17 protein-coding genes and 1 riboswitch are annotated in these 20,692 nt (G+C 39.3%); of the genes, 5 read left to right on the top strand and 12 right to left on the bottom strand.

What is annotated here, in order from left to right; all coding sequences use genetic code 11:
• The first annotated feature begins 369 nt into the window (after positions 1 to 369).
• On the top strand, positions 370 to 1,941 hold the full coding sequence (gene istA / locus AC0VYH_RS18260) for an IS21 family transposase (RefSeq protein WP_475372881.1): 1,572 nt from the start codon (positions 370 to 372) through the stop codon (positions 1,939 to 1,941).
• Positions 1,938 to 2,702: an IS21-like element helper ATPase IstB gene (gene istB / locus AC0VYH_RS18265; protein WP_224597157.1), complete on the top strand. Its 765-nt coding sequence runs from the start codon at positions 1,938 to 1,940 to the stop codon at positions 2,700 to 2,702. Before istA ends, istB begins: the two co-directional genes overlap by 4 nt.
• A 31-nt stretch (positions 2,703 to 2,733) precedes the next feature.
• Here the strand turns inward: istB and AC0VYH_RS18270 are convergent, their stop codons facing one another.
• The 3 genes from AC0VYH_RS18270 to AC0VYH_RS18280 all read right to left on the bottom strand — a co-directional run bounded on the left by AC0VYH_RS18270 (position 2,734) and on the right by AC0VYH_RS18280 (position 4,683).
• On the bottom strand, positions 2,734 to 2,994 hold the full coding sequence (locus AC0VYH_RS18270; RefSeq protein WP_475372882.1) for a hypothetical protein: 261 nt from the start codon (positions 2,992 to 2,994) through the stop codon (positions 2,734 to 2,736).
• A 190-nt stretch (positions 2,995 to 3,184) separates the two neighbouring features.
• Positions 3,185 to 3,529, bottom strand: coding sequence for a hypothetical protein (locus AC0VYH_RS18275; RefSeq protein ID WP_160920859.1), 345 nt, complete (start codon positions 3,527 to 3,529; stop codon positions 3,185 to 3,187).
• Positions 3,530 to 3,786: 257 nt separating this feature from the next.
• Complete coding sequence (locus AC0VYH_RS18280) at positions 3,787 to 4,683, bottom strand: alpha/beta fold hydrolase (protein ID WP_475365792.1); 897 nt, start codon at positions 4,681 to 4,683, stop codon at positions 3,787 to 3,789.
• Between the two features lie 595 nt (positions 4,684 to 5,278).
• Between AC0VYH_RS18280 and AC0VYH_RS18285 the strand changes: the two genes are divergently transcribed.
• Positions 5,279 to 5,575, top strand: a complete 297-nt coding sequence (locus AC0VYH_RS18285; protein ID WP_475372883.1) for a hypothetical protein — start codon at positions 5,279 to 5,281, stop codon at positions 5,573 to 5,575.
• Positions 5,576 to 5,642: 67 nt separating this feature from the next.
• Here AC0VYH_RS18285 and AC0VYH_RS18290 read toward each other — a convergent pair whose 3' ends face one another.
• Positions 5,643 to 6,365, bottom strand: a complete 723-nt coding sequence (locus AC0VYH_RS18290; protein WP_194218880.1) for a YebC/PmpR family DNA-binding transcriptional regulator — start codon at positions 6,363 to 6,365, stop codon at positions 5,643 to 5,645.
• A 204-nt stretch (positions 6,366 to 6,569) separates the two neighbouring features.
• Between AC0VYH_RS18290 and AC0VYH_RS18295 the strand changes: the two genes are divergently transcribed.
• On the top strand, positions 6,570 to 7,586 hold the full coding sequence (locus AC0VYH_RS18295) for a DmpA family aminopeptidase (RefSeq protein WP_475369072.1): 1,017 nt from the start codon (positions 6,570 to 6,572) through the stop codon (positions 7,584 to 7,586).
• Between the two features lie 43 nt (positions 7,587 to 7,629).
• On the opposite strand, the gene AC0VYH_RS18300 is transcribed toward AC0VYH_RS18295, so the two are convergent.
• Positions 7,630 to 8,388 (bottom strand): SDR family NAD(P)-dependent oxidoreductase, encoded by a 759-nt coding sequence (locus AC0VYH_RS18300; protein WP_475372884.1) that lies wholly within the window; start codon positions 8,386 to 8,388, stop codon positions 7,630 to 7,632.
• Positions 8,389 to 8,484: 96 nt separating this feature from the next.
• On the opposite strand from AC0VYH_RS18300, the gene AC0VYH_RS18305 reads away from it, so the two are divergent.
• On the top strand, positions 8,485 to 8,853 hold the full coding sequence (locus AC0VYH_RS18305) for a MerR family transcriptional regulator (RefSeq protein ID WP_475367928.1): 369 nt from the start codon (positions 8,485 to 8,487) through the stop codon (positions 8,851 to 8,853).
• 66 nt (positions 8,854 to 8,919) lie between these two features.
• Here AC0VYH_RS18305 and AC0VYH_RS18310 read toward each other — a convergent pair whose 3' ends face one another.
• From AC0VYH_RS18310 to AC0VYH_RS18340, 7 genes are all read right to left on the bottom strand, one after another.
• Positions 8,920 to 10,026 (bottom strand): glycerate kinase family protein, encoded by a 1,107-nt coding sequence (locus AC0VYH_RS18310; protein WP_475372885.1) that lies wholly within the window; start codon positions 10,024 to 10,026, stop codon positions 8,920 to 8,922.
• 16 nt (positions 10,027 to 10,042) lie between these two features.
• Entirely contained in the window at positions 10,043 to 12,658 is a 2,616-nt protein-coding gene (gene mngB, locus AC0VYH_RS18315; RefSeq protein WP_475372886.1) for a mannosylglycerate hydrolase, read from the bottom strand.
• A 22-nt stretch (positions 12,659 to 12,680) separates the two neighbouring features.
• The gene (gene mngA, locus AC0VYH_RS18320) at positions 12,681 to 14,624 is read right to left on the bottom strand and encodes a PTS 2-O-a-mannosyl-D-glycerate transporter subunit IIABC (RefSeq protein ID WP_475372887.1); all 1,944 of its coding nucleotides are present in this window, start codon (positions 14,622 to 14,624) and stop codon (positions 12,681 to 12,683) included.
• A 119-nt stretch (positions 14,625 to 14,743) separates the two neighbouring features.
• Positions 14,744 to 15,475, bottom strand: a complete 732-nt coding sequence (locus tag AC0VYH_RS18325; RefSeq protein WP_475372888.1) for a MurR/RpiR family transcriptional regulator — start codon at positions 15,473 to 15,475, stop codon at positions 14,744 to 14,746.
• Positions 15,476 to 15,627: 152 nt separating this feature from the next.
• Entirely contained in the window at positions 15,628 to 16,722 is a 1,095-nt protein-coding gene (gene proB, locus AC0VYH_RS18330; RefSeq protein ID WP_475372889.1) for a glutamate 5-kinase, read from the bottom strand.
• Positions 16,723 to 16,879: 157 nt separating this feature from the next.
• Entirely contained in the window at positions 16,880 to 17,917 is a 1,038-nt protein-coding gene (locus AC0VYH_RS18335; RefSeq protein WP_475372890.1) for a ribonucleotide-diphosphate reductase subunit beta, read from the bottom strand.
• Between the two features lie 14 nt (positions 17,918 to 17,931).
• Entirely contained in the window at positions 17,932 to 20,145 is a 2,214-nt protein-coding gene (locus AC0VYH_RS18340) for a ribonucleoside-diphosphate reductase subunit alpha (RefSeq protein WP_475373803.1), read from the bottom strand.
• Positions 20,146 to 20,299: 154 nt separating this feature from the next.
• Positions 20,300 to 20,475: riboswitch (cobalamin riboswitch) on the bottom strand.
• Positions 20,476 to 20,692: the final 217 nt, after the last annotated feature.

Consider the following 20,692-nt stretch of genomic DNA (forward strand, 5'->3'; position numbering starts at 1 on the left):
ACTCTTTAATCGCTCCGAGATTATGGAATACCTCAAAAACTGATTTATTTTTCAAATTCGATGTTTGGTAGAAGCGTAACATTATCTTGTTTGCTTAAAATATTTGTTACATCTTTTACCGAATCTTCATCTAATCGGTATGTTAGGCTATCTTCTGGTAAAAGACTTTGAATGAACCCTTCTCCATCTTCAGTAATCCATAATTGAAACGCTTTATTATTGCTTCCTTGTGACTGCTAGACTAAAGTAGACAGTTTTCGCTATATAAGATGAAACACTTATTTACCCTAATATACCAGTTAAATAAAGAGCTCTACCATTGTATGATTAGATAGTTTATATCATAGATCAGTGGAGGGCCGAACAAAGGTGGATAAGTGGGAAATGTATATGGAAATTCAACAGCTAATCAAACAGGGATTTAGTAAGTCTAAAGTGGCAAACAAGCTAGGAGTATCAAGATCGACTGTCTATCGACACCTTAAGAAATCTCCTTCGGACATGGCCGTATGGGTAGAATCCTTACAAACAAGAAAGAAGATTCTTGACCCCTATAAGGCGTTAATCTTATCTTGGTTGAATGAGCACCCTGATCTTACAGCAGCCCAGGTACAAGATTGGTTAATGGAGAGGCACAAAGATCTTAAAATTGGTGAGAGCACGGTTCGTGCTTTCGTAAGAGAGTTACGGAAAGACTATCAAATAACGAAAGAAACGTCACCAAGAGAATACGAAGCGATACCTGATTCACCCATGGGGCAGCAGATTCAAGTTGATTTTGGTCATACAAAACAAAAAACATCTGATAATAAAGAAATGAAACTAAACTTTATTGCCTTTGTTTTGTCTAACTCAAGATATAAATATCAGGAATGGCTAGATCGACCATTTACCACTCAGGATGTCATTCAGGCACATGAAAATGCGTTTCAATGGTTCAGTGGGATTCCAAAAGAATTAGTTTATGACCAGGATAGCCTTATAGTTGTGAGCGAAAATGGTGGCGATCTTATTTTGACGAAAGAATTTCAGCAATATAGAGAAACGAGGAAATTAAACCTACGGGTTTGTCGTAAAGCAGATCCAGAAAGCAAAGGAAAGATCGAAAATGTGGTCGGGTTTATCAAGTACAATTTCGCCAAACATAGAGTGTTCCAAAATATTGATGCGTGGAATGAACAAGGATGGGAATGGTTACATCGAACAGGTAACTATAAAATCCACAATACAACAAAAAAAAGACCGGTCGAAGTGTTCTCCTTGGAAAAGCAACACTTAAGACCAGCCAAAGGAAATATTCATTTCCTAAACAATTATGAAAACAGTATAACAAGAAGTGTGCATAAGGACAATACCATACGGTATTTGTCTAACAGGTACTCTCTTCCATTAGGAACGTTTCATAAATATGAAACTGTCTCAATCAAGGAAACAGATGATCGACACTTATTAATCTATCACCGTGAGACTGGAGAACTTCTAGCCAAACATCAGATCCCGGATGGCAGAGGACGCTTAATGAAAGATCGGCAGCATACGAGAGATCGTACAAAAGGGATAGATGCCTTTATAGATAACGTAGCTAATCGGTTTGAAGAAACAACAATGGCGTTTGATTACCTGGATAAACTTCGTGAGAAGTATCCAAGATACATTCGCGATCAGTTACAAATGATCCTAAGAGAAACAAAACAACAAAACGCACAGATTCTAACGGCAGCTCTACAAGAATGTATAGAAAGAAACTTATATAGTGCAACAGATTTCAGCGATATCATTTTATACCTTCAACGACAACGACAGGATCATGAGACACCGAATGATAACGCTGAGATTGTATCACCATTAAAGAGCGTATCAGGTTGGATGATGGACACAGAAGCACAAAAAAGAAACGTAGATACCTATACTGTGTTATTGGAAGAGGGTGAGGCAAATTGAGTCAGTTCCAGCAAGTACAAGATTTACTAAGGTCTTTACGACTAGCTGAGACGGCAAATCAATTGCCTGAATTGATCAGAGAAGCTGAGAAAAAAAACTTATCTTTTACTCAGTTTCTCCTGGATCTTGCCACCTATGAACAAAATCGCAGAGATGAGAAGCAACTGGAGAAACGTTTTAATTGGGCGACCTTCCCTTTCCATAATACAATCGATGATTATGACGTAAAGGAGCAAAAATCCTTAAGTAGTAAGAAGTTAAACCAATTAAAAGATTTAACATGGATTGAGCAGCTTTATAACATTATTTTTCTTGGACCGCCAGGTGTCGGAAAGACCCACCTATCGATAGGTTTGGGTATAGAGGCGTTAAATCAAGGTTATAAAGTCATTTTCACCACCATGGGAGATCTAATTCAAGCGTTAAAAACAGAAGAAATCACGAGGAAATCGAAAACAAGAATGAAGCGAATTAGAGAAGCAGATTTAGTTATCATAGATGATCTGATGTTTATGGCAATGAATAAACAGGAAGCGAATATGTTTTTCCATCTAATTAATAACCTATACAATCAAACTTCAATCATATTAACGTCAAATAAAGGGCCAAAAGAGTGGGGAGAACTATTGGGCGACCAAGCGATTACGACAGCTATCTTGGATCGAATCTTACATCGAGTAGAGATTATTCATTTAAATGAAGATAGTTGGAGAATGAAGCATAGAAAAACGATTTTTGGTGAACAAAGTGTTTCAAATTAATCAGCAGAACTTGTGTCATTCTACTTGACGGTCACATTCCTTCAATAATAAGGTCGTAGGTCAATACTGGAGGCGTTTTAATAACCTTTTGATCATCAAGTTCTTTTGCATTGTTGGTGGCACCAACGAATACATCTACTTCTTCTTTCTCTTCAAACGCTACTTCTTCTGATTGTTTTTCATTTCCAATCCAAAGGCTTGCTTCTACTTTTTCAACATTTTCTAATTCGTTTGTTGAACAGGCACTTAGAGATATTGAAAGTATAATCATAATCAATAGGTTTCTTTTCATTATTTGGCCTCCCGGTTATTCTACAAACCTCCCTAATGCCTACATACACATACAATTTATTAAACAAACGCTCCGAGATAATGGAAGATGGTAACGAATCCTACTGTAGTTTTCACCTATCTTCATACGGAAGACTTAAATTCGACATTTCTTCAGGACTCTCAGATAATGTAATCAATAGAATAATATTCTAAGTTGCCTTTTCTACTTCAAATTTCAACCTATTTAAATCCCATACGTCCTCTTCATAATTTTTAATAACTTTCACCTGTACTTCTTTCCCTTCATCATATTGATCTGGATTGGATACTCTTATAGTGTGTGAATCTGGCATCTCTTCAAATATATATGGCGTGCTAGATGATTCTGCATCACTAATTGTTGACCAAGATTCGACTTTGATCTCCATTTCCCCACTTTCATTGTTGATTTTAGTTATCTCTCCTTCAATAAATGTTGCTTCTTCAACCTGAAAGCAACCTATCAAAGTAATAGCTAAAGTTGCCATAATGAAAGTTATCTTGCTTTTAAACACTTGGAACCCACCTTAAGTACATTAATAATAGTGCTTGCACTTCACACAATCCTGTGCAACAACTTAATACCAATTATTTCAAATCCGGACATAGAATTCAATCTTTACTTCATATATAAAAGAGCTTATCTTATTAAAGATAAGCTCTGAGATTCCGTAAGACTTGAAGTCAAGATATAAACTTAATGTTGTGCGAAAATCTTTCTTTTCTAACTTGACAAACACCCCGATTAGTCAGGATCAGTATTTATGATTTTTCAGTGAGTTGATATGAATTCTTTTATTACTTTTGCATACGTTTCTGGTTCCTCGTACCTCGGAAAATGCCCACTTTCATTAAATATAGATATTTTACGGTTGGTCTCTCCATTCGCAAATGCAGTCAGTTGATCATTACTGGTCACCCAATCATATTTACCTTTCATCAATATCATCGGACAAGTAATCGAATCGAGTTGCGGTAACAATGATTCAAATACTTTCCCTTCTTGATATAACTTTTGTTGATGATTCGCTGCCCGTTCCCAATTTTCCTGTGGAATACCGGAGTTTTCAACAAGACGATCAAAGAATTGTTTGTCTTCCCCATGGACATACAAATTGTCCTTATGTTCCCCCAAGTCAATAAGAGCCTCTATACATTTTTCCCAAACCTTTTCAGTTTCTCTTATCTTTGAAGCAGCAAGGTACTCATTGACCTTTTCATATTTTTCTAATCTTTTATACTCCTCAACTGCTCCCGTAATTAGTGAGCGAGCAGAGCTCTCCAGGTCAAGCGTCGGGCATTCCAACAATAGATATGTTACCTTCTCCGGATAATCCAATTGATATTGAACAGCCCAATACCCGCCAAATGAATGACCAATGAGACCCCACTTTTCTATACCCAGTTGGTTACGAATAGCTTCACAGTCCTCTACCAGATCACGAATTCCGAAAGACTCTTCGTTTTCGATTGGATCCGATCGAAGCACCCCTCTTTGATCTATTGCAATGACCCTCATAAATTTTGAAAGTCGTTTACCTTGATGTTCTATGAAATCATAGGAACCAACTCCAGGTCCGCCATGTAAATACAAAAATACAGGTAGATGGTCATCACCATGAACCTCATAATAGATTTTCTTATTATTAACCGTTAAATAGTCAGACACACACTTTCTCCTTCCTTATTAAACTGATAATTATATAATTAAGTCAGTAATAATTTAAATGAATATCCTTTTGGGTCAGATTCTACAAGTGAACCCTTTAGTTGAAAATTATGTTTCCAATTAATCCAATTAGAAGCATTAAAATAAAGCTTCCAAACAGCAAATACCCAACCAGCTTAATATGCATGGGTAATTCCTATCCCATTTTCAGTATAATATTCCATATATTGTTTAGAGGCTATAGCATTATTGAACGTTTTATTTTGGTTTCCATTACTCACAGACGTATTGCATCTCCAATATAGAAGTTCAACGAATTCCTCATTCTCATCTGCCTGAAACCCTCATATTAAACATACGATTTAGACTGAATTTAGTTTCATAACGCTAATTATCTTGAATTCAAGTCTTCCACAATCCTGCCCTTTAACTGAACAACTACTTCTATTATCCTCATCACCAATATTAACATATTATTCCACAAAATCACTGAACTCCCCTATTCACAAAACATATTTTCTAATAAACTTCGGTTAGAAACATTCAAAAAAGAAAAGACTAGAAGCATTCTATTGTATTGGGAAGGAATTTGGTCATGACATTTCCTGTTATTCATACAAACTTCTGGGACACTGTTCTTGCGGTGCCTGTAGTGATGATTCTGACACAATTAATCAAGATTCTCACACCTATACCTCGTACCTTTGTTCCAACACTAGCGATCATTCTAGGACTTGTGATCTCAGTCTTTTATAGCCATCCTCATCACCTTGTAGCTGGTATCTTTATGGGTTATTTTTACGGATATGCAGCGATTGGAAACTATGCATCTTTAAAGACATCGCTTCTAGCATTAAAAAAGAAAAGAAGAAATAAAGAACATTTTTCATAATCGAATGTCAATCCATATTAAAAGAGCGGACCTCCGAAATCCGGAAGCCCGCTCTTTTGTCTTTGTTTTATTCTTCGCCTAGTTCAACGTTATGATATACCTGTTGCACATCTTCTAATTCTTCAAGCGCATCGATCATTTTCAAGAACTGCTCCTGATCTTCTCCAGCAAGCTCAACGTCATTTTGGGCAAGCATCGTAAGTTCAGCTACGGTAAACTCAGTAATCCCCGCATTCTTAAATGCTTCCTGCACCGCATGGAACTGGTCAGGTTCAGCATAGACGATAACAACCTCATCTTCTTCCATAATGTCACGCACATCTAGATCTGCTTCCATTAACAACTCAAGTACTTCATCTGCTGATTTGCCTTCAATTCCGAATACGGCAGTTGAGTCGAACATGTAGGCAACTGAACCGTTCACGCCCATGTTTCCACCATTTTTCCCAAATGTTGAACGAACGTCAGATGCCGTGCGGTTTACGTTGTTTGTTAACGTATCAACGATCACCATGGATCCGCTTGGACCAAATCCTTCATAACGAAGTGTGTCGTAATTTTCATCTGCTCCGCCTTTCGCTTTTTCAATCGCCCGGTCAATGATTGCTTTTGGTACGTTATATGTTTTCGCACGTTCGAGAACTAAGCGAAGAGCCTGGTTAGCTACTGGATCCGGTTCACCCTGCTTTGCTGCTACATAAATTTCACGACCAAACTTTGCATAAATTCGACTTGTATTCGCATCTTTTGATGCTTTCTTTTCCTTAATGTTATTCCATTTACGGCCCATTCTATTTCACTCTTTTCTACTAGTTATCTGTTGCATGACAAATTCAAATTACTCTCTATACGTCTCGTCAATTATACCATATTTTACAGTTAACATTTGCTTTAGGGACTTGGATGAAATAGAAATAATAGTAAACTAATAGAAAAGAGGAGTGATCATTTGAGTCAGAAAAGATTGCGAGATTACGGAGTTACAATCGGGGAAATGGAGCCTGGCGAAAAAAATGCGATTACGGACGTGGAAGGAGTAACCGTCGGACATACCACTCTGAATAATGGGGAGGTTCAAACTGGCGTAACAGCGATCCTACCGCATCAAGGGAATCTGTATCAGCAGAAACTAATCGCATCCAGCTATGTTCTTAACGGGTTTGGTAAAACAATGGGAACCATTCAGCTGAATGAGCTTGGTACGCTTGAGACGCCAATTATCTTAACGAATACATTAAGTATCGGAACGGCTGCCGATGCGGTGTTTGATTATATGTTGGAACAAAATCCTGAGATTGGCAACACGACCGGGACGGTTAATCCTATTATCGGCGAATGTAATGATATGTTCTTAAATGATATTCGAGGGCGTCACGTTCGAAAGCATCACGTTCATGAAGCAATCGCAAATACTTCTAGTACATTAGAGGAAGGCTCTGTTGGAGCTGGGAGAGGCATGCTATGCTACTCGTTAAAAGGTGGAATTGGCACTGCTTCAAGAAAAATAAAACTCCAACATGGGAGCTATACCATTGGTGTCCTTGTTGTCACAAACTTTGGTATTCTTCGTGATCTGCACGTGAATGGAAAGAAAGTAGGCAAGAAGTTAAAAGAAGCTCTTCTTCATTCATGGGAAGAAAGGGATAAAGGGTCCATCATGGTGATTGTTGCAACAGATCTTCCCGTTTCTGAAAGACAGCTTCATCGCATTATTAAACGGGCTTCTACAGGTCTTGCAAGAACAGGATCGATTATCACAACAGGTAGTGGTGAAGTTATCATTGGGTTTTCCACCGCTAACACAGTCTCTCATCAATATAAACCGCAAACTCAATCACTAGAAACCATTCATGAAGAAGAAATCGACACCGCTTTTCGTGCCGTTGGGGAAGCGACGGAAGAAGCCGTTCTGAATTCGTTAGTAACCGCCACAAATGTGATTGGACGAAAAGGGAATGAGAGACCAACGTTAATGGATTTACTTCAGAAATTTAGTATGAAACTTACATAAAATAAAAATCCTCCCGTCATCACGACAGGAGGATTTTATTTTATTAACGGTTGCGTGCTACATAAGGATAGATTGGGTTTTTCAATTGGAATTCATACGTATTGCCATCAACGATTCCAACGACCTTATTGCTATCGTAAAGATCTAGCATAAAGTCTGCCATTTCTTTTGCTGTATGGAACTTTGGCACAGTCCATTCATATTCGAAATTATCTACATCCATTGAACGGTTTGCAAATTCTGTCTCCGTCGCTGCAGGTGCCAGAACTTTAGCCTGCATTTTTGCTCCCTGTCCTTGAAGCTCCTGAGCAAGTCCTTCTGTAAAGGCACTTACAAAGAATTTCGTTGCACAATACGTCACGGCATCGGCTACGATCGTATAGCCTCCACCAGATGAAACGTTAATCAATTGCGTTCCTTCTACATTCGCATAGTCACGAACATACAAGGACGAAAGAATCGTTAACGCCTCATTGTTCAAACGAAGCATTGTTTCAATTTTAGGAAGCTTCTGCTCACCAACTGGATCGAAATTACCGAATCCTGCATTGTTAATAAATGTTTCAATTTCAATATTTTCTAAGCTTTCATAAAATGCGTAAACATTATCATTCAAAGATAAATCTGCTTCACGAATAATCACATCAAGGTCAGAATTGATTTTGTGTACTTCGCTTTTCAACTCTTCTAATTTGGCTGTGCGACGCGCAGCAATGACAAGGTTCTTCCCTCTTGCCGCAAACGCTAGTGCAGCTTCATATCCAATACCTGAACTTGCTCCTGTAATAACGGTGTACTTCATGCCAATCCCTCCACTTATTCATTATGATACAATCTTATTGTAGACGTTTGAGTGCACTCTAAGTCAAACGATAACTAAAAAGTAAGAGGCGATTGAATGTACTCGATAAGTGAAATAGCCGAAAAGGTTGACATAAGTGCTCATACCCTTCGTTATTATGAAAAAGAAGGAATCATTAAGCCTGTTCGTAATGATAGTGGTGTTAGACAATTCGACGAAAAGCACTTGCAATGGTTGCAATTTGTTAAGAAATTAAGAGAAACCCAAATGCCCGTATCCCAGATCAAAGAATATACGCGGCTATTTCTAAAAGGAGAGCACACGGCGAATGCCCGTCTTAATCTTCTTGAAGAACACCAGCAGTATATTCGTGATCAAATTGAAACACTGCTCGCGACGGATGACATGTTAACAAAGAAGATTTCAACTTATAAAGAACTCATGAGGAAATCTTTAGTTAAATAATGGAGAGAAAAACCCGATTCCTTTCTTGCGTTAGAAAGGAATCGGGCTTTGATCACTATTCATCGTTTACTTGTCTCTTTCGCTACTCCAAATGCGCATTACTTGTTCAGCTGAAAAAGCAAGTTGTGCTTTCGCGATGTCTGGTTTAAGCGCATGTTGTAGTGAATGGCATCCCTGCTGTATCGAAACAACTCCAGTTAATTTCTCATATAAGTTATGCACTGGTTCAACGACCTGTCCTGCTAATGCAATGCAAGGAACACGATGCTTTTTGGCTAGTTCTCCAACACCAGCCGGTACTTTCCCATAAGCCGTTTGACGATCGATTTGCCCTTCACCAGTAAAAGCAATGTCCGCGACAGACAGCTTTTCCTCTACTTTTAAAAGTTGAAGCATCCACTTTTTACCAGGTACATAAGTTGCGCCAAGAGAATAGAGAGCTCCGCCAATTCCACCGGCTGCACCAGCACCTTTTTGTCGTTCGGATATAGAAAGAAGGTCTGCCACTCTATGAAGGGCAGCATCGTAAGAGGGAATCTCTTCTTTCTTCATCCCTTTTTGTGGTCCAAAAACATAAGCCGCTCCACGTTTTCCTGCGTAAGAATTATCTACATCTGTCACCAAATAGAGGTTAGCGCTCAGCTTCGTGTTACTTTTACGGATCGTCATCGTATGTTGCAAAGGGTTATGGAGGAGTGGCAGTTCTTTACCGGAGTGATCTAAACACGTATATCCAAGTGCTTGTAACATTCCAAGTCCTCCATCCGTAGTACCAGTCCCCCCGAGAAAAACGTAAATGTCACTTGCGCCTTTGGCCTCTGCATCCTGAATTAATTCACCGACACCGTAGCTTGTTAACAGTGAAGGTTTAAGTTCTTCAGAAGAGATCAAGTGTAATCCAACTGCTTCAGCTGATTCAATATAAGCAGTTTGACCCGCTCGATAATACCGAGCATCCCTTAACTTCCCGTCTAGCTGATGAATCTCCGCCGTCTCGAACTGTCCGGGAATTGTCTGGATTGCCTCTAGTGACCCTTCTCCTCCATCTGCCACAGGAATAACTTCAACGAAACTATTTGGGAAGACTCTCTTAACACCTACCTTAACTGCTTCACCTGCGTCCTTCGAGGAAAGAGAACCTTTGAATGAGTCCATTGCAATCAATACATTCATTTCTCCACCTCCCTGGCTATTGAATCAAAAAGCTCTTCACCTGACTAGGTAAAAACAATATGTTGGATTCTTTGTGTTGATTATCAACCCTAACTTCATTTAAATTCGCTTCCCTCACTTTATAAATAGTGGGATGATCTAACCTAATCGTTTGATCTTGACGAGAAGGATTATAATATCGAATGATGAAAGCATCTTCAGATTCAGCCTTTTTCAACGTACTCATCACTAGCTCTGTTTCTTCAAAAGAAAACCAACTGAATTCAGAAGGAACTTGAACGTTTTCTGGATTCAACTTCATTGCATTATGCGGGATTTTGTTATACGAAAGAAAAGGGCTGACATATCTTTTCACACGATGGGCTACTTTAGCTGCATCTCGATTTCCTTCCACATATGCGAATCCAAAGTCAAAGGTATATTCGCCAAGCATTTGTGAATCAGGTGTTGGTAATTTGATTCCTGATGGACGCCCTGGACGTCGAACAAGCTCTTCCTTACCAAGAACACCAACGCTTCTAAAGAGCGTAAGCGCAATAGTGTCATAGGAGTCTCCGATAATCTCATATTCTCGAACGCTTTTCGTCATGACAAACGCGCTCTTCTCCTGATCCTCAAGACCCACATAACTAAGGAAAGGATAAATCGCATCCGGTCGTTCATCCCAACCTTCTGACTCCCAAACCGCCATTCCATCATCGATAACGTTACGATCAATTGTACCAAATTGTTGATCTGCAAAAGAAAAAGAACTGGATATATTTGTTGGAACTAAGACGCGGATCCGGTGATCTTTCACATTATTTTTAACTTTACATGAAACTTCGATCGCATTCCCTTCAATTGGAATCGATAGCTCAATATGGAGATCTAAGGTTTCCATGCGCCCATCATCTTGCTTTCTCGCTTCAAGATCCGCCGGTACAATCCATTGATAAGCGATCTTAACATGATGAGTATGAGGTGTTGACTGTAAACTGATTTGAGCATCAGTTATTTCCTCAGCACTAAAGCGTGGTATTTCTCCTTCTAAAGGAGAGAAATCATATTCATCACCATCATCCCCAACATTCTCAAGTCCAAGAACGCCTTTATGAGTTTGACCAGTCTGTTTATCAGTTAGTGATAACGTACCGTTTTGCTCAAACTGAATCGAGTAAGCAACCGTTTCAACGGAGCGATGGTTTTCTCTTGGAAGTGCTAGCTGATAATCGTTTGTTTCAACTACATAGTAAGTGTGATATCCGATACCAGGAAGTTGGGTTTTCACTTCAATTGTAAATTCTACAAACGGATCATAGTTCCCGTAATGTACGATTTGACGGTCAATTAAACCGGGATCAATCACTTTTGTAGAAAGAATTTCATATTCGAGTTCTTTTCCATGGTCGTCCATGAGTTTAAATGAACTAAACTTTGTCGTGACAGTCGTTGTTGTTACTTCTTCGCGCTCCTCAGGAAGAAGATTAAAGAAAACAAGACGATCCTCTTTGCGATCTGTATTGATATGGTCTGTGATTTTACGTTTATAGAAATCGACCAAGCGGTCTGTCCGTTCTTCAGCATTCTGGAAGCGCGCCATAATTTCCGCATGAACTTTATCAGAACAGCAACATCCGATACTATCATGTGCATGGTTTTTCATAATTTCTTTCCATATCGGCTCAATTAAACCGTGATGATACTCAAATCCTAGTTTGTAGGCGAGTGATGCTAAAGGTTCTAGATGATTCGTCAGTTTATTCTCAATCCGAGTATTTGCTGCTTTTATATCCGCTCTAGTTGAGTAAATACTTCTATGGACTCGCTGGTATTTACCGTGAAGAAACTCTCCGTAAATCTCATCAAGGCCTTCATTTTTCTCGATTCTCTCAAGCAAATCTTCATATCGGCTTAAGAAAAATTCTCTTTCTGGATAAAGCTTTTCTAATACGGAAATGACTTCATATATATTTTGCTGGATGGGCATCTGATCATGTCCATTTGGTAACAGAACGTCATCGCCAGTTGCCCCTCGATCGAGCACCGTAAAGTATTTATCCATTCTTTTCTGTAGTGCTTCCTCTTCTTCTGGTAAGTACTTTCCAATAGCGTACCCGAGCGGCATGAGTTGAACAAGAACTTTTGAGTCACCAGGAGCCGACCAGTAGAATTCAGTTTTATCTGTTCCGTGATTTTCAGAAGTTCCTCTCCAGAAAATTGAATATTTAATGTCAAACCCATTCAGAATTTGTGGCATTTGCGCAGACTGTCCAAACGAATCGGGAAGGTAGCCAATTTTCATCGGCTCCCCAAATTCTGCACTGTCTTTCATACCGTAATAAAGATTTCGTACAATGGACTCTCCCCCAACAACCATCTCGTCCGTCTGCGTGTACCACGGACCAATAATCAACTTACCTGCTTGAACAAGTTTCTTCACGCGTTCTCTTTGCTTCGGACGAATTTCAAAAAAATCCTCTAAAATCGCTGTTTGTCCATCTAATACATAGTAAGGATAATCAGGATCGTTTTCTAATCTTGTTAGAATCTCTTCCATATTATTTACGAGTAAAATCCGTGATTCTTCTGTTGAAAAATACCATTCTCGATCCCAATGCATGTGAGGGACGATGTGGACGTTTTTTGTCATAGCTGCTCACCTCATTTAAAAATTATGCTGCTTGTTGCTTTAATGCTTTTTCATATCCATATTTTTTGATCTTTTGTTTTCTCGTTAAGATAAGAAGGATCGTTGAAATGGCTGCACCAATTACTGCGGCACCAAACCAAATGACTGCATTCATAACCCCGCCCGTTCCTCCTTGAAGGAGAGCAAGTGAGAAAATACCTGCGCCAGGTACGTTTAACCCGATATTCGCTACAGAAATAATCGCTCCGGTCACCGCTGATCCCGCTACAAGTGAAGGAATAACGCGTAATGGGTCATTAATCATAAACGGAATGGCTCCCTCCGTGATTCCTGCTAAACCAAGAATCCACGTCTGTTTTCCAACAGCTTTTTCACTTTGACTAAACGATTTATTTGCAATGATGGTAGCTGCTGTAACGGAGAAAGCGGAAACCATTTTTACTGAAGCGAAAGTGGCATAAGGAATAAAGTTACCGCTCGCCATGGCTCCAATACAAAATGTGTATGCTGCTTTATTGACTGGACCGCCTAAATCAAAGGATACAAACCCTCCAATTAATGCTCCTAAAATAATCGCATTCGTTCCTGTCATACCATCAAGCCAGTTAAGTAGCGTTTCATTTAGCCACGTAACTGGCTCGCCAACGACAAATAACATAATTAAAATGGTGATAAGAGAACCGAGCACCGGATACACCCAAAAGCTTACAAATCCTGCGAAAGTACCACTAGGCTTAATTTTTTGCTTCATGTATTTCAGTAGATAACCAGCAAGGAAACCACCAAGCATCCCACCAAGGAATCCGCTTCCAATCATATTGGCTGCGACACCAGCTGCAAATCCAGGTCCGAGACCAGGTTTATCCGCGATGGAGTATGCCATGTAGGCAGCAAGAATTGGAACCATTAGTGTGCTAAGTAACAGTCCACCTAACGTTTTAACCTGGAATAACCACGATCCCTCGGTTGCTAGCACATCTTCTAACCCAAATCCCTGCGCAATAAGTGTGGCAAATGCTGAAATCATTCCACCTGCGACAATGATTGGAATAATGTAAGAGATCCCCGTTAAAATCGAATCCTTTATTTCAGTTTTAAAAGGTTTGTTATCTTCATCTTCAGTCATATCATCTAAATGCTCCGTGTTTGAAGTAGAAGATTGTTTCCTTTGAAGGACTTTTTCAATTAAACCTTTGCCATCTTTCATAGGTGAAGCGACATTCGTTTTCACAGTTGGTAAGTGTTTGAAGCGTTCTTGATCCTTTACAGCTACATCATTTGCGAAAATTACGCCTACTGCTTCACTTAAGTCTTTCTTTGAATGACGACCTTCAATACCATTCGCACCTTGCTTCTCTACTTTCATTCTTACATTCATTTCTTTTGCAGCCTTCATTAAAGCCTCTGCTGCCATATAAGTATGAGCAATCCCTGCTGGACAGGCCGTAACACCTAGCACAAGCGGTCGAGTCTCCTTACTTGTGACTTCTTCCTCTTGCGGTTTATCTTCAGCGTCACCAAGAGCCTCATATAACTCATTTGCTGTTTTCATTTTGACTAATTGATCTTTATAAGTTGAATCCGATAGGCGTGTGACTAACTCTGCTAAGAGGGAGACATGGGTTGATCCTGCTTCTGCTTCAGGAATAGCTAGAAGAAAGACCAAATCTACCTCGTTAGTCGGATCAACACTTTCCCAATCTTCTATTGGTTTACTTACCGTCGCTACAGCGAAGGCTGCCTCTTTCACACCTTTTGATTTACCGTGCGGAATCGCAAGTCCACCTTCAAAACCTGTCGGTGAAAGCTTCTCTCGTTCTAACACAGCGTTGAAGTATTGATCTCTATCTGATAGCTTTCCTGCTACTTCCAGCGCTTCAGTTAATGATTCAATCGCTTCACGTTTTGTAGCATAATTTTGATTTATCTTAATTAAATCGAGAGAAGTGACGTTTTGTAGATTCATTTTTTTACCTCCCCATCAAGTAATCGCTTACAAACTCATCATAATTGTTTTAAAGGTTCGGATCGCCATTTTGTTAGCGCATTCACAAAAACTATTAGAAATAGATAAGCTCTGTGTATTTATACACAGAGCTTTCGGTAAGATTCAACTAATAACCGGGCAATCATAGCCATAGGAACGAAATTTGTAGTGTTATAGCCTTTTGTCTCTTCTTTTGGAGCGTAACAATATAGCATTAAATCAGCTATCTCAGTTAAGCTACTTTCGCCAATATGACTCATTCCAATGATTCTAGCTCCTTGATTTTTCGCATATTTCCCTAGATCAAGAGTTTGCTCTGTTTCTCCTGATTGACTTAACAGAATGACAACGTCTTTCTTAGTAAAACGTTGTAAGGATGCCATATTCTCATGACGGTGTTCAGAAAAAGTAACATCTTTATGAAATGGCTTAATGTTCATCACAATTAATTCACTTATATAAGAATGTGCTCCCGCCCCAAACACTAGGAGACGTTGAGAATGATGAATCCACTCACTAGCCAATTGAATCAACCGCTTATCCGTTAGTTCCATCGTTCGTTCCATTTCATATTGAAAAGATGGGCTTTTTGTTTCTTTTGTGGCCATTTCATCTTTCAATCTAAGTTTCAATTGCGTAAACCCTTCATACTCCAATTTCTTCATAAGTCTCATAACAGAATTCGGTACTGTATGAGTTTGCTGGGCAAGATGTTGCACTGACATGTTGACAACATCCGATCGATTTTGGAGAATGTATTGAATAATTTGATCTTCGAGATCCGTTAATTGAAATTCAAATTTACGATATCGATCTGCTAAAGATAACATGCTATACCAGTCCTTCAGTTAGATTAGTAGCTCTATTCTACCATCCTTTACTATTATGTACTAAAGCCATATGATTTTTTATATCGTGGATTTTTACTTCGAAGAAAGAGATGCGCCCTCATTCCATCTTCGGACACATCTCTTCTTTTTTCTTATAACCTCATCATCTCTGACACCCATTGATCTCTATGAATGACTTCAACTGTGGCGTTCTCATTCTCGTGATCTTGAATCACGTTCTCCAAGAAAGCAGATGAATATCGAACCTGTCCTTTTCCAAGTTTTCCATTCTTTCCGAGTACTTCCACAACATCTCCAACCTCAAAAGAGCCAACTACTTGCTTGATTCCGCCATAAAGCAAACTTTTGCCATTTAAAACAATCGCTTTTTCTGCACCCTCATCAATATAAAGCTGACCTGATACGTGAGAGTGCATCGCAATCCATTGTTTTTTAATTGGGAAAGATGTTGCTTTCTCTCGACTGATATAAGTTCCATCTCCGACACCAGAGAGAATTCGAAGTAACTTTTCGCAGCCTGTTTCATGACCAATAAAAACTCGAACGCTCAGATTTAAAGCTGTCTTTGCTGCGATTAGCTTTGATTTCATGCCCCCAGTTCCAGCACTCGAACCAGCTCCCCCTGCTTGCCCAATCATCTTGTCGCTAATTTCAGTGAGAGAATGAAACTTGATGGCATCAGGGTTAGTTGCTGGGTTGGAATCATATATACCGTTCACATCCGTCAAAATGATCAATTCATTTGCATGCACAAGTCCACTTACAAGAGCTGAAAGCATATCGTTGTCACCAAACTTTAACTCTTCCGTTGAGACCGTATCATTTTCATTAATAATCGGCATGACCCCTCTTGCCAGCAATTCAGAAAGCGTATCAAACGCATTTTTGTATCGTTCTTGATTCGAGAAATCGGGGCGTGTTAAAAGAATTTGAGCGACTGAAATGTTCCGCTGACTGAATTCCTCTATATAAGATTTAATAAGTAAACTTTGACCAAGAGCGGCTGCAGCCTGCTTTCCTTTTAACGTGACGGGTCTTGCTGGATATCCAAGTTCTTTAAAACCTGCCGCAACTGCGCCTGAAGAAACAAGAAGTACTTCATGTCCTTCCTGACGAATTAATGCGAGGGCGTTAACATGATCAATGAGCTTAACTAGATCAATTTCTCCCTTACCGTTTGTTAATGAACTGCTCCCAATCTTAACAACAATTCGTTTCTTTCTCATGTTACATCTCCTTATATGAATACGTTCTTTCACGTTAAAGTACAAAATGATTTTTAGTATCTTACCACAAAATTTCTTTTTTGTCGTACATTACTTTTACTCTTAATGTCTAAAAAAAGATCAACTCATTATTTGAGTTGACCTTTCTTTCATTTCTTTATAAATCATCAAATCCATTATCATCAGACACTTTTGTATACTGACGTGATTTCTGTTCGAAGAAATCACTTTTCCCAGCGTTCACATCCGCGTAGGCTTTGATCCACCGCATAGGGTTCTCTCGGTGACCTTCAAATGGGCGTTCGATACCAAGCTGATTGACGCGATTGTTTGCCATAAATTTAATGTAGTCATTGAGTTCGTTCATTGTAATACCAGGGAAACGATTACCAATAATGTATTCTCCCCATTTCATCTCAAGCTCAGCAGCTTCACGAAATGTATTCGTGATGAAATCATGATTTTCTTTCGTATTCAGTTCAGGATGCTCATTGAACAATTCTTTCACTATATTAACGAACAACGTCACATGCAGCTGCTCATCCCGATTAATATAGTTAATCATTGTTGAGGTAGACACCATCTTTTGATTTCGAGCAAGGTTATAAAAGAAAGCGAACCCGGCGTAGAAGAAAAGCCCTTCAAGAATAATGTCATAAACAATCGATTCAAAAAACGTTTGTGGTGTTGGATTTTTAACAAATGCTTCATAACCAGAAGCAATAAATTGGTTTCGTTCTAAGAGCACGTCATCATACTTCCAATATTCAAAAATGCGGTCTTGCTCATTTTTATTTACAATGGAAGAAAGTACATAGCTATATGACTGATTATGCACAACTTCCTGGAACGAAAGCACCTGCATGAGCGCAGAAAGGCTTGAATCTGTTAAGTAATCCGCAACCTTACTTGAATAGTCGGTTTGAATCGAATCTAGGAAGGCAAGAAGACCAATAATCTTCTTAAACGTATCTTGCTCATCTTCGCTTAATGCTTCCCATTGCTTCACGTCGTTCGACATATTGATTTCAAACGGAGTCCAAAAGTTTCCTAGCATATTTTTGTACATAGGATATGCCCAGCTAAAGCGGACATCATCCCAGTTTAAAACGTTTGAGCTTTCTCCATTAATAATTCCAGTCGAGCTATTCGGTGCGGAGACATCGTATAGCTTTCTTTGTTGAATCGTAGCCATTTCCAATTCCTCCTTTAGCTTGCGCAGCTTTCACAGTCGTCAATATCTACAGATGTACTTCGTGTATAGTAGGTTGTTTTCAACCCTTTTCTCCAAGCTGTCATATGAATGTTCAATAAGTCCTTCGCTTTTACCGTACTTTGCACATAGATATTAAACGATATTGATTGGTCCACATGACGCTGTCTGGCTGCATTCTGCTCAATACTCCAAAGCTGATCAATGTGATAAGCCGATTTGTAATACCAGGTCGTTTCAGGTGAAAGATCAGGCGCTGTAACAGGAATTTTGTAGTTCTTCTTTTCTTCAGAGTATTCTTTTTGGAAAATCGGATCGATTGATGCTGTAGATCCAGCTATTAAACTTGTTGAACTGTTAGGGGCAACCGCTAAAAGATAGGCATTTCTGACACCATTCGTTTGGACCCTTTCCTTAAGGGACTGCCATTTTTCACTAACGTAACCTCGTTGCTTAAAGTACTCCCCATTTTGCCAATCAGAGCCTTCAAAGAGAGAGTAGCTTCCTTTTTCAACGGCAAGCTCATGACTTGCCTGTATCGTTAAATAATTGATTGTTTCATATAGTTCGTCCGCATAGTCTGCCGCTTCCTGACTTTCCCAGACAATCTCTTTTTTCGCAAGGAGGTGATGCCAACCAAACGTTCCAAGACCAATGCTTCTATACTTCTCATTCGTTAACTGGGCTTGAGGCACTTCGATCGTATTAATATCGATCACGTTATCCAGCATTCTTACCTGAATTGGAATTAATCGCTCTAGTGCATTAGCTGCAACCGCACGCCCAAGATTAATACTTGATAGATTACAAACGACATAGTCACCAGGCGTTTTCGTAATGATAATTTTACCGTCTTTCGTGATTTCCTCTTCAACAGTCGTTGCACTCATATTTTGCATAATTTCCGTACAAAGATTGGAAGCATAGATCATACCAGCATGCTTATTCGGATTCGCTCGATTCACCGTATCTCGATAGAACATATAAGGCGTCCCAGTTTCCAATTGTGATTTCATAACTCGCTTCATAATCTCAATCGCCGGCACGGTTTTTCTTGAAAGTTCAGGATGGTTCACACATTTCCTATATTTCATACGAAACTCTCCTGATCCTTTTTCTTTGTCATAAGCATCTTCAAGAGAGAACCCCATCACCTGACGGACTTCATGCGGATCAAATAAATACCAGTCTCCACGGTCTTCCACTGTTTCCATAAAGATATCTGGAATACAAAGACCCGTGAAAAGATCATGTGTCCTCATTCGTTCGTCTCCGTTATTAAGCTTGGCATCAAGAAATTCGAAAACGTCTTTATGCCAGACATCAAGATATACAGCAACAGCACCTTGACGCTGTCCTAGCTGGTCTACGCTCACAGCTGTATTGTTTAACTGCTTCATCCATGGTAAAACCCCAGATGAATTTCCTTTAAATCCTTTAATATCACTCCCACGAGAACGAATTTTCCCGAGATATGCTCCAATTCCTCCTCCATTTTTCGAAACGGTCGCTACATCTGTATTGCTGTCATAGATTCCTCTAAGACTGTCATCCACCGTATCGATAAAGCATGAGCTTAGTTGTCCATAGCTTTTCCCTGCATTTGAAAGAGTAGGAGTTGCTACTGTCATATATAAATTAGATAGCGCCCAATACGCTTCTTCAATCAGATTTAACCTCTTATCTTTTGGTTCATTTACCATGAGCGTCATAGCAATGACTAGAAAGCGCTCTTGAGGTAATTCATACACATTCTTATCATGATCTGTAGCTAGATAGCGGTCTGCGAGCGTTCGTAGTCCGATGTATGTAAACAAACGATCTCTTGATGGCTCGATTAATTTAGCAACATGCTCTACTTCATTCTTGGAATAAGACTGAAGGAGTGCCTTGTTATAAATCCCTTCATCTGTCAGCTTTTGTAGAAGGCGATAGAAGCTTCCCCCACCATATACCTCTTTCTCAGTTCGATGTGAAAGAGACTTACGATAGAGCGAACGAAGATGAAAAGCTGCTGCCACATAAGTCCAGTCAGGTTCTGTTGCGCTAATTCGTTCAAGGGCATTTAAAACTAGAATATTACCAACCTCTTCTTGCGTTGATTCTTCTGAAATACCATCAATTGTTTTTTCAATAAAACTCTCACTAGCAAGTAACGGGTACTCATCTAGGAGCGTTCTTACTTCCTCTATCATTTTTGTTACTGTCATTTCTGCTACAGTACTCATATACCTCTCTCCTTTATCCATCCAAAATAAAAAGCTCACTCTCGGAAGAGTGAGCCTGGAGAAAACGACAACGTATAAATGAACGTACTCGTACATTTACCCTGCCATTTCTCACCCTCAACCCCCGAAGAATAGAAACGTTTTTGACTATACGGCAGGTCTACTGGCTTGTGCTTCTTCCTTGGCAAGCCTTCCCGGAATTAACTCCAGTGGCTTCTTGCCTTGTCCACACGACAGTTGCGAGGACAGCTCCGGATTCAGACCGGATTCCCTATTAAGTCGTTATACGACACCGCATACTCAATTATTTAATTACGTACAATTTACACCATATATAGTATCTGAAACACTTGATAGTTACTAAATATTGATAACCTCATCTTACATGATGCTTTAATTTAGCACAAGCTTTATTGTTACATTGACTTCGATTTATTTCAACTCTAAAGACACTCACCTATCACTTTCAACATGCTCATGCATATATTGTTGATAACTAAAAAAGTTTCCTAAAGGAAAGAAAGGTGAG

The organism is Anaerobacillus sp. QJM3NY_32 (assembly GCF_056173645.1).

Excerpts from the sequence above, each read along its gene's own strand:
- AC0VYH_RS18270 (WP_475372882.1), bottom strand. The coding sequence starts at position 2,994 with ATGAAAAGAAACCTATTGATTATGATTATACTTTCAATATCTCTAAGT.
- AC0VYH_RS18285 (WP_475372883.1), top strand. The coding sequence starts at position 5,279 with ATGACATTTCCTGTTATTCATACAAACTTCTGGGACACTGTTCTTGCG.
- AC0VYH_RS18290 (WP_194218880.1), bottom strand. The coding sequence starts at position 6,365 with ATGGGCCGTAAATGGAATAACATTAAGGAAAAGAAAGCATCAAAAGAT.
- AC0VYH_RS18295 (WP_475369072.1), top strand. The coding sequence starts at position 6,570 with ATGGAGCCTGGCGAAAAAAATGCGATTACGGACGTGGAAGGAGTAACC.
- AC0VYH_RS18300 (WP_475372884.1), bottom strand. The coding sequence starts at position 8,388 with ATGAAGTACACCGTTATTACAGGAGCAAGTTCAGGTATTGGATATGAA.
- AC0VYH_RS18305 (WP_475367928.1), top strand. The coding sequence starts at position 8,485 with ATGTACTCGATAAGTGAAATAGCCGAAAAGGTTGACATAAGTGCTCAT.
- AC0VYH_RS18310 (WP_475372885.1), bottom strand. The coding sequence starts at position 10,026 with ATGAATGTATTGATTGCAATGGACTCATTCAAAGGTTCTCTTTCCTCG.
- mngB (WP_475372886.1), bottom strand. The coding sequence starts at position 12,658 with ATGACAAAAAACGTCCACATCGTCCCTCACATGCATTGGGATCGAGAA.
- mngA (WP_475372887.1), bottom strand. The coding sequence starts at position 14,624 with ATGAATCTACAAAACGTCACTTCTCTCGATTTAATTAAGATAAATCAA.
- AC0VYH_RS18325 (WP_475372888.1), bottom strand. The coding sequence starts at position 15,475 with ATGTTATCTTTAGCAGATCGATATCGTAAATTTGAATTTCAATTAACG.
- proB (WP_475372889.1), bottom strand. The coding sequence starts at position 16,722 with ATGAGAAAGAAACGAATTGTTGTTAAGATTGGGAGCAGTTCATTAACA.
- AC0VYH_RS18335 (WP_475372890.1), bottom strand. The coding sequence starts at position 17,917 with ATGGCTACGATTCAACAAAGAAAGCTATACGATGTCTCCGCACCGAAT.
- AC0VYH_RS18340 (WP_475373803.1), bottom strand. The coding sequence starts at position 20,145 with ATGACAGTAACAAAAATGATAGAGGAAGTAAGAACGCTCCTAGATGAG.